The sequence below is a fragment of the Bacillus sp. BML-BC051 genome, from assembly GCF_019656175.1.
In the GTDB taxonomy this organism is placed as follows: domain Bacteria; phylum Bacillota; class Bacilli; order Bacillales; family Bacillaceae_G; genus Bacillus_A; species Bacillus_A mobilis.
Window position 1 is genome coordinate 24,420 of sequence record NZ_BPLI01000056.1, and the last position, 8,428, is coordinate 32,847.

An 8,428-nucleotide genomic window follows, 5' to 3' on the forward strand; every position below is an offset into this window, starting at 1 on the left:
CTAATCCATAATAACGTTTGGATATAACGCCAAAGCCTACTACTTTCGGTTCGGTTTGGTGCTCAAAAGCCCATTCCATACTGTACAATTACTTGTTCACACCAGCCACAAGCTCTCTGAAATTGCCTCAATATGTACTCTTCTTTATCATCGCATACATATAAATTTATTTATTGTTACCTGAGCTCTTTAATATGAAAGAACTAAAGTTTTATAACAAAATGTTTTGCTGATTATTATATCATATGGGATAGGGTTTGCAAACTACATCAAAATAGTAAAGCTAATGAGGGTCGAGAACAACCCAAGAACGATACCTGTAATACAAATTGGATACGTCCATTTGAATGAATATGTTTTATAAATACGTTCTTTCTTATCGACAGGTTCCTCTACTTCTTCAATTAAAGACTCAATTTTTTTGTTCGTACCAAATACTCTTTGGAAGGCGTAAATTGTTACATTGAAAAATCCATTTTGAAATATGAATAAAAAACCGCCAACAAGAATAAAAAATAGTGCGACATAAAACGATATATTGACAAAATTCAACAAAAATTGCGATGAAACGAGGAATGCGCCAATACTAGAAGCGATTATCGCTATGAAAATTAGTATACAAGTATGAAAAAAAACTTTATTCAAAATGTTCCCCTCCGTCAAAATATTACTAGAATTATTATACTATAAAAGCTATAATATGTACTAGAATTAATTTTTTGAAAATTATACGCAATTAAAGGTCTGATTTCAAGATGATGGTAGCAATGTTAACGTATCCCTTTACGAAAAAATAAAAAAATAAACATTTTATTAAAAATTTTAACAAAAAAACAAAAAACTATATTCACAATTGTTATATTATATGTATAATGAAAATTGTAGAAACTTGGAGATTATTCTTTCAATTCTACTTTTTTACAAGTGAGGGTACAGGAAGTGCAATTAGGGGAGGCAACACAACATGAAGAAAAAGATACCGTTATTACTTGCATCGACGCTGACAGTCAGTATGTTAGGCGCTTGTAGTTACCAAAAAGAGGATAACAAAGCAGGCGCAAAAGAAAAATCCTCAAACAAGCAAGTTTTAAATCTAACTGAGACAGCTGAAATTCCAACTATGGATACGACGTTATCAACGGATGCAACATCTTCTAACATCATGAATAATACGATGGAGGGATTATATCGTCTGGGGAAAGACGATAAACTTGTTCCAGGTGTCGCTAAATCTTATGAGAAATCAGAAGATGGCAAAAAGTATGTGTTTAAGTTACGTGAAGATGCGAAATGGTCTAATGGTGAACCTGTAACAGCGAAAGACTTCGTTTATTCTTGGCGAAGAGCTGTAGATTCAAACACGGGTGCCAAGTTTGCTTACATACTATTTGATGTGAAAAATGCGGAGAAAGTTAACAAAAAAGAATTGCCAGTTGAAGAGCTTGGTGTAAAGGCAATTGATGATCATACACTTGAAGTGGAATTAAATAACCCTGTTCCTTATTTTGTAAGTTTAACAGTCTATCCAACATTGTATCCTTTGAATGAAAAGTTTGTAACAGAACAAGGAGCAAAATTTGGATTAGAATCCAATACGACACTTTATAATGGTCCATTCGTATTAAATGAATGGAAGCATGAACAAAGTTTCCAACTTAAGAAGAATCCAACGTATTGGGAAAATAAAGAAGTAAAACTTGAGGAAATAAACTTCAATATTGTTAAGGATCGTTCAACTGCTATAAATTTATATGAAACGAAAGCAATTGATCGTGTAGTGTTAACATCAGAATTTGTAGATAAATACAAATCAGATGCTGACTTTAAAACGATTAAGAGACCATCTACACAATTTATTCGCTTAAATGAAAAGAATAAATTTTTAGCAAATAAAAATATCCGAAAAGCAATTGCAATGTCCTTTGAACGTGAAAACATTGGAAAAGTGATCTTAAACGATGGTTCAGAAGGAATATATGGTTTTGTTCCGAAAGGCTTAGCAAAAGGTCCGAATGGAAAAGACTTCCGTGAAGAAAACGGAAAGCTTATAAAAGAGGATATGAAAGAAGCTCAAAAATACTGGGAAGCTGGTAAAAAAGAACTTGGTGTAGACAAAGTAGAGTTAGAGCTATTAAACTTTGATACTGATGATGCGAAAAAAATCGGAGAGTATTTAAAAGGCCAATTTGAAAAGAACTTACCAGGTTTAACAGTTTCAACAAAAATGCAGCCATTTGCACAAAAACTAAAACTTGAAGCAAGTGGAGATTATGCAATGTCATATGCGGGATGGAGTCCAGATTATATGGATCCAATGTCATTCCTTGAAATGTATACAACAGGTAATGCACAAAATAAAGTGAATTATGCAAATACAGCGTATGATGATTTAATTAAAAAAGCGAAAACAGAAGTTGATGTACAAGCTCGCTGGGATGCTCTATTAAAAGCAGAAAAACAATTGCTTGAAGATGCAGCGATTGCTCCAGTATATCAACCTGGTAAAGCATATTTACAACGTGGCTCAATTACTGGCCTATTAGAACATAAATATGGCGGAGAATTTAGCTATAAGTGGGTTGAACTTAAAAACTAAAAATGGTTTCCATCATGAATAAGGGTATATGCCTATGATGGGCATATGCTCTTATTTTAAAAAAATAAAAGTAAGAATATTTTAAACTATCTTATTGCTTTTGAGAAAAACGGGGAGGTGCTTGACTATGGGACGTTATGTATTAAAACGTTTCGTGTACATGGCTTTGACATTATTTTTAATTACTACACTGACTTTCTTTTTGATGAAATTACTTCCGGGTTCTCCGCTTAAAAACCAGGAGAAACTATCACCGGCACAAAAAGAAATCATTCTTGAAAAATATGGCTTAAATGATCCAGTACCAGTTCAATATGCACGTTACTTAGGTAACTTAGCAAAAGGTGATTTAGGGGTATCATTCCAATATGATAACCGTCCAGTAACAGATATGATTGTGGATCGCATTGGACCATCAGCACAACTTGGTTTACAAGCGATTATATTAGGTACATTTATCGGTTTAATTTTAGGAATCGTTGCGGCACTTCGTAACAATACGTGGGTCGATTATGGGGCGACAATTATTTCCGTACTCGGGATGTCGGTACCATCGTTCGTATTCGCCGCATTACTACAATATTTCGTAGGGGTAAAACTTGGGTGGTTCCCAGTAGCATTCTGGAAAGGACCAGAGTTTACCGTAATGCCTACAATCGCTTTATCGATGGCAGTTATCGCAACAATCGCACGTTTTGCTCGTGCAGAGTTAATTGAAGTTATGCAAGCTGACTACATTTTAACAGCAAAAGCGAAAGGAATTAGCCAAGGCGTTATCATTATTAAACACGCACTTCGTAACGCGTTAATTCCAGTTGTAACAATTTTAGGACCAATGGTTGCAGGATTAATTACAGGGACATTAGTTATTGAGCAAATTTATGCTGTACCAGGACTGGGGGAACAGTTCGTTAAATCTATTACAGTGAATGACTATACAGTTATTATGGGAACTACAATTTTCTATAGTGCGATTTTCATCTTAGTTATTTTCATTGTTGATATTTTATACGGAATTATTGATCCTCGTATTCGTTTAGCGGGAGGGAAAAAATGATGAAAGATGTACAAAAATTATCTCCAGATTTATTTCAACAAGCCAATCAAAATAATGTTGATAATGAAGTCATTGCCCGTCCAAGCTTAACGTTTTGGCAAGATGTAAGAAGACGTTTGTTCCAACATAAAGGGGCAATGTTCGGTTTCATTTTATTAGCGCTTATTATATTACTAGCAGTTTTAGGACCGATGGTAAGTAAGCATTCTTATAAAGAGCAAGATTTAGGTCGTGCGAAATTACCACCGAAAATTCCTGTTATTGAAAATGTTCATTGGCTACCATTTGACGGTACAGATCAATATGGTGTTGACCAATATGAAAAACGTGATATTAAAGAGTATTTCTGGTTTGGTACAGATGATCTTGGACGCGATTTATGGACAAGAACATGGGAAGGTACGCGTGTATCATTATATATCGCTCTTTTAGCAGCAGCAATTGACTTAGTAATTGGGGTTGCATATGGAGGTATTTCAGCGTTCTATGGCGGTAGAGTAGATAATATTATGCAGCGTATTATGGAGATTATTAACGGTATTCCATACTTAATCATCGTTATTTTAATGGTAATCATTATGGGATCTGGTATATGGTCAATTACACTCGCAATGGCGATTACAGGTTGGATAGGGATGTCGCGTATCGTTCGTGGACAAATCCTGAAATTAAAAAATCAAGAATATGTATTAGCATCTCGTACATTAGGTGCAACAAATACACAGTTAATTGTAAAACACTTAATCCCGAACGTAATGGGACCAATTATCGTAATGACAATGTTTACAATTCCAACAGCAGTGTTTGGTGAGGCGTTCTTAAGCTTCATCGGTTTAGGTATTCAGCCACCATTCGCATCACTTGGTTCTCTTGTAAACGATGGTTATAAATCAATTCAAACGTATCCACATATGATGTTCATCCCAGCGGTTGTCATCAGTATGTTAATCTTAGCATTCAACTTAATGGCAGACGGATTACGCGACGCGTTAGATCCAAAAATGCGTAAGTAAAAGAGGGGAGAAGTAAAAATGAAAACATTGCTAGAGGTAAAAGATTTGCAAGTCTCCTTTGATACACATGCAGGTGAAGTACAAGCTGTACGCGGTGTTACTTTTGATTTGAAAAAGGGAGAAACATTAGCGATTGTAGGAGAATCTGGTTCTGGTAAATCAGTTACTTCTAAAGCGTTAATGGGATTAATTCCGAATCCTCCAGGACGTATTAAAAACGGTGAAATCGTATTTGAAGGTCGTGACTTAACGAAATTAACAGAAAAAGAAATGCAACAAGTGCGCGGTAAAGATATCGCGATGATTTTCCAAGATCCAATGACATCATTAAACCCAACGATGACAATTGGAAATCAAATTATGGAAGGCCTTATTAAACACCAAGGGATGAGTAAAGCAGATGCACGTAAAGTTGCGTTAGAATTAATCGACCTTGTAGGTATTCCAAATCCAGAAGCGCGCTTAAAACAATATCCTCACCAATTCTCAGGTGGTATGAGACAGCGTGTAGTTATTGCGATGGCGTTAGCTTGTAACCCGAAACTATTAATTGCCGATGAGCCGACAACAGCGCTAGACGTTACAATTCAGGCGCAAATTTTAGAGCTTATGAAAGACATTCAGCAAAAAACAGAAGCGGCAATCATTTTCATTACGCATGACTTAGGCGTAGTGGCAAACGTTGCGGACCGCGTAGCAGTTATGTACGCTGGTAAAGTTGTTGAAATTGGAACGGTTGATGAAATTTTCTACAATCCAAAACATCCGTACACTTGGGGCTTAATCGCATCTATGCCAAGTTTAGATGGTTCAGAAGAAGAGTTATATGCAATCCCTGGAACGCCTCCAGATTTATTAAAGCCGCCAAAGGGAGATGCTTTTGCACCACGTAACCCACAGGCACTGAAAATTGATTTTGAAATGGACCCACCTTTATTTAAAGTAAGTGATACACACTATGCGGCAACTTGGTTACTTCACGAGCAAGCTCCAGAAGTAAAACCGCCGGCTGTTGTTGAAAAACGCATTCTTCAAATGAAAGCAGGTGAACAACATGACTAAACAACGTGAGAAATTAATTGAAGTAAAAAATGTAAAGCAACACTTCGACGTGAGTGGTGGTGTTGTCAAAGCGGTTAATGATATTTCATTTGATATTTACCGCGGAGAAACATTTGGTCTTGTAGGAGAATCAGGGTGTGGTAAATCGACAACTGGAAGAACGATTATTCGTTTATATGATGCAACTGCTGGTGAAGTATTGTTCGATGGTGAAAATGTACATGGTAAAAAATCACGCGCACAACTGAAGAAGTTCAACCGTAAAATGCAAATGATTTTCCAGGATCCATATGCATCATTAAATCCTCGTATGACAGTAGGGGATATTATTGCAGAAGGTATTGATATTCACGGACTAGCAAAAGGCAAAAAAGAGCGTATGGACCGTGTTCATGAATTATTAAACACAGTTGGTTTAAATAAAGAGCATGCAAACCGTTTCCCTCATGAATTCTCGGGTGGACAACGTCAACGTATCGGTATCGCTCGTGCACTTGCTGTAGAACCTGAATTTATCATTGCCGATGAGCCAATCTCAGCACTTGATGTTTCAATCCAGGCGCAAGTTGTAAACTTACTGAAAAAGTTACAAAAAGAAAAAGGTTTAACATACTTATTCATTGCCCATGATTTATCAATGGTAAAATACATTAGTGACCGCATCGGCGTAATGTACCGTGGTCAAATCGTTGAGCTAACAACAAGTGAAGAGTTATATGCGAATCCAATTCATCCATATACGAAATCACTATTATCAGCAATTCCGCTTCCAGATCCAGATTATGAGCGCAATCGTAAACGTATCGTATACGATCCATCTCAGCATGATTATGCTAGTGAAGCACCAACGATGCGTGAAATTCGCCCAGGACATTTCGTGTTATGTTCTGAAGCAGAGTATAAGAAATATAAAGAGATTTATCAATAAGGAAAAGAGCCATTCTTCCATTGCGGAAGGATGGCTCTTTTTCTATTCTATAAACAGTTGTATTGTTAACATTTGTCGGTAAGTGAATATAAATGTTATTTTTCAATTAATGCATTTTAATTAAACGAGTATTACTGTGCCTGAACAGAAATACTCTCCTCTTGTTCTTCAGGTTTAACGAGTGCATAACGTTCCCACGCTCTACTTTTCCAGCGGAAGAACATAATAATGGCACGTGTCCATTCATCAATAGCAATCGCTAGCCAAATACCAACGAGCCCCATATCTAAATAGAAGGCGAAAAAGTAACCGAGTGGTAAGCTCATTAACACCATAGAGAATGCTCCGATTAAAACGGGGTACTTTGCATCACCAGCTGCGCGAAGTGAATTGATGATGACGATGTTCATCGTACGCCCTGTTTCAAGTAGTACACTTAGTAAAAGAACCGATGCACCTAACGTAATAATGTGCGGATTATCTGTAAATAGTCCCATTAATTGTGTGCGGAATGTAACGACGAGAGCGACCATACATAAAGTGACGCCAATTGCCCATTTTACACTTTTCCATACGCGTTCATACGCTTCATCTTTCTCACCACCGCCAACGAGGCGTCCGATAATAATGGCTGTTCCCATACCGATCGCAATCGCGAATAAATAAGTGAACATAGAAATGTTCGTAGCGTATTGTCTAGCCGCTAATGATTCCGTTCCTAAGTATGTTGCATAGTATAAGAAGACAATTTGACAAGCTTGATACATAACCTGCTCAAATGCAGATGGAATCCCGATTTTTAAAATTTTCCCGATGTATTCTTTTGATAAGGTGAAGTAATATTGTAATTTCACACGGTATTCCATAACGCGGTACAGTAACCAGAAGAAAACGATAAGTGCGATAAGTCGGCTGACAGCAGAAGAAATAGCAGCCCCTTGTACACCGAGTTCTGGGAAACCAAATTTCCCGAAAATGAGTACGTAGTTTCCAGCGATATGAATAATATTCATTCCAAGAGAAATAAACATCGCTTGCTTTGTGAAGCCGTGTACGCGGATAATTGCGGCTAATGAATTAATAATAGCTTGAAGGAAAATAGCGCCTCCGACGATGGATAAATAGCCTTGCGCATACATGAGTACATCGCCTTGTAAGTTCATTGCCATCATCATATGTTTTGAAAATAAAAGAAAACCAGCGCTTATAATGAGTCCGACCACTAAATTTAATGTGACGGCTAAAGCTGATATTTTAGATGCTTCCATAAAACGTTTGGAACCGAGGTATTGAGATACGACGATAGCTGCGCCGTTTCCGATGACTTCTAGTACCAAAATAGCGATATGGAGGTATTGATTCGCTGCACCAACCCCAGATACAGCATCGTCTGATAATGCACTTAACATGAAAGTATCAGCGATCCCCATTAACATAAATAGAAAAACTTCTAGAAAAATAGGCCATGTTAATAAGAATAAACTTAATTTCTCTGTCGGCCCGTTTTTTGCCTGAATTGCTGTCATGTCCGTCCCCTCTTTACCGATATCTATTTTTAGCAAAGTGTATCGTAACATACTTTCTTATCCTTTGCACTCATTTTAACCTACATATCTTTATTATGAAGGGGGCGCTATTTTATGATAAAAAGAGAAGGATAATTATGCAAAAAGTATTATGGGATATAAAATTTATTTTTCTCTGATAATTTAGAAAAATATAAAAATATTCATTTTTAACACTTTAGTAAGGATAATCAGCAATATAAAACG

At 36.6% G+C, this 8,428-nt stretch carries 7 protein-coding genes and 1 other annotated feature (1 of these 8 running past the window's edge); of the genes, 5 read left to right on the forward strand and 2 right to left on the reverse strand.

Going from position 1 to position 8,428, the window contains the following annotated elements:
- Positions 1-160 (reverse strand) — a binding site (T-box leader); it reaches 57 nt to the left of the window's first position.
- A 104-nt stretch (positions 161-264) separates the two neighbouring features.
- Positions 265-645 carry a DUF3899 domain-containing protein gene (locus tag K5S59_RS21780; protein WP_001044993.1) on the reverse strand — a complete coding sequence of 127 codons (381 nt, stop codon included), beginning with the start codon at positions 643-645 and terminating at the stop codon, positions 265-267.
- 319 nt (positions 646-964) lie between these two features.
- On the opposite strand from K5S59_RS21780, the gene K5S59_RS21785 reads away from it, so the two are divergent.
- The 5 genes from K5S59_RS21785 to K5S59_RS21805 all read left to right on the forward strand — a co-directional run bounded on the left by K5S59_RS21785 (position 965) and on the right by K5S59_RS21805 (position 6,656).
- Positions 965-2,596, forward strand: a complete 1,632-nt coding sequence (locus K5S59_RS21785) for a peptide ABC transporter substrate-binding protein (protein ID WP_000727238.1) — start codon at positions 965-967, stop codon at positions 2,594-2,596.
- A gap of 127 nt (positions 2,597-2,723) precedes the next feature.
- Positions 2,724-3,653: an oligopeptide ABC transporter permease gene (gene opp3b / locus K5S59_RS21790; protein WP_000534165.1), complete on the forward strand. Its 930-nt coding sequence runs from the start codon at positions 2,724-2,726 to the stop codon at positions 3,651-3,653.
- On the forward strand, positions 3,650-4,666 hold the full coding sequence (opp3C, locus tag K5S59_RS21795) for an oligopeptide ABC transporter permease (RefSeq protein WP_000974095.1): 1,017 nt from the start codon (positions 3,650-3,652) through the stop codon (positions 4,664-4,666). The genes opp3b and opp3C overlap by 4 nt, the downstream gene beginning before the upstream one ends.
- 18 nt (positions 4,667-4,684) lie before the next feature.
- Positions 4,685-5,728: an ABC transporter ATP-binding protein gene (locus K5S59_RS21800; protein WP_000854346.1), complete on the forward strand. Its 1,044-nt coding sequence runs from the start codon at positions 4,685-4,687 to the stop codon at positions 5,726-5,728.
- Positions 5,721-6,656: an ABC transporter ATP-binding protein gene (locus K5S59_RS21805; protein ID WP_000166353.1), complete on the forward strand. Its 936-nt coding sequence runs from the start codon at positions 5,721-5,723 to the stop codon at positions 6,654-6,656. Before K5S59_RS21800 ends, K5S59_RS21805 begins: the two co-directional genes overlap by 8 nt.
- Positions 6,657-6,787: 131 nt before the next feature.
- Here the strand turns inward: K5S59_RS21805 and K5S59_RS21810 are convergent, their stop codons facing one another.
- A complete protein-coding gene (locus K5S59_RS21810) occupies positions 6,788-8,233 on the reverse strand; it encodes an MATE family efflux transporter (RefSeq protein ID WP_033655998.1) in 1,446 nt (481 codons plus the stop codon).
- Positions 8,234-8,428: the final 195 nt, after the last annotated feature.

Excerpts from the sequence above, each read along its gene's own strand:
- K5S59_RS21785 (WP_000727238.1), top strand. The coding sequence starts at position 965 with ATGAAGAAAAAGATACCGTTATTACTTGCATCGACGCTGACAGTCAGT.
- opp3b (WP_000534165.1), top strand. The coding sequence starts at position 2,724 with ATGGGACGTTATGTATTAAAACGTTTCGTGTACATGGCTTTGACATTA.
- opp3C (WP_000974095.1), top strand. The coding sequence starts at position 3,650 with ATGATGAAAGATGTACAAAAATTATCTCCAGATTTATTTCAACAAGCC.
- K5S59_RS21800 (WP_000854346.1), top strand. The coding sequence starts at position 4,685 with ATGAAAACATTGCTAGAGGTAAAAGATTTGCAAGTCTCCTTTGATACA.
- K5S59_RS21805 (WP_000166353.1), top strand. The coding sequence starts at position 5,721 with ATGACTAAACAACGTGAGAAATTAATTGAAGTAAAAAATGTAAAGCAA.
- K5S59_RS21810 (WP_033655998.1), bottom strand. The coding sequence starts at position 8,233 with ATGTTACGATACACTTTGCTAAAAATAGATATCGGTAAAGAGGGGACG.